Genomic DNA, 971 nt, shown 5'->3' on the forward strand with positions numbered 1-971 from the left:
GGGCTCGGCATCGGCTACATATCGCCGGTCTCGACCCTCATCAAGTGGTTCCCGGACCGGCCCGGCCTGGCCACCGGCATCGCGATCATGGGCTTCGGCGGCGGCGCGCTCATCGCCTCGCCCTGGTCGGCGCAGATGCTGGAGTCGTTCGGCTCCGACAGCTCCGGGATCGCGCTCGCCTTCCTCGTGCACGGACTGACGTACGCCGTGTTCATGTCGCTCGGGGTGCTCCTGGTGCGGGTGCCGCGCGGCGAGAAGCCCGCCGCCGTCGGCGGGGCGAGCGGGCCGAGCGCCCTCACGGGTGTCCAGGTCTCCGCGCGAAGCGCCGTGCGGACCCCGCAGTTCTGGTGCCTGTGGGTCATCCTCTGCATGAACGTGACTGCGGGCATCGGCATCCTGGAGAAGGCCGCGCCGATGATCAAGGACTTCTTCGCGGACAGCTCCACACCCGTCTCGGTGTCGGCGGCGGCCGGATTCGTCGCGCTGCTGTCGGCGGCCAACATGGCGGGCCGGATCGGCTGGTCGTCCACCTCCGACCTGATCGGCCGCAAGAACATCTACCGCGTCTACCTCGGCGTGGGCGCGCTCATGTACGCGTCGATCGCCTGGTTCGGGGACTCCTCCAAGCCGCTGTTCATCCTGTGCGCCCTGGTGATCCTCTCCTTCTACGGCGGCGGCTTCGCCACCGTCCCCGCCTATCTGAAGGACCTCTTCGGGACCTACCAGGTCGGCGCGATCCACGGGCGGTTGCTCACCGCCTGGTCCACGGCCGGTGTCCTCGGCCCGCTGATCGTCAACTGGATCGCCGACCGGCAGGAGGAGGCCGGCAAGCACGGCTCGGCGCTCTACGGGATGTCGTTCTACATCATGATCGGACTGCTCGCCGTCGGCTTCGTCGCCAACGAACTCGTCCGCCCCGTCGATGCCCGCCACCACGTCACCGCACCGAAGGAGGCCGCCGATGTCCAGCG

General features: G+C 69.2%; 1 protein-coding gene. It reads left to right on the forward strand.

Annotated elements, in window-relative coordinates:
- Nucleotides 1–971: OFA family MFS transporter (locus tag G3I60_RS43690; protein WP_164608550.1), on the forward strand; the 971-nt coding region annotated here is incomplete at both ends.

This window comes from Streptomyces sp. SID13666, assembly GCF_010548325.1.
GTDB classification, from domain to species: Bacteria; Actinomycetota; Actinomycetes; order Streptomycetales; family Streptomycetaceae; genus Actinacidiphila; species Actinacidiphila fildesensis.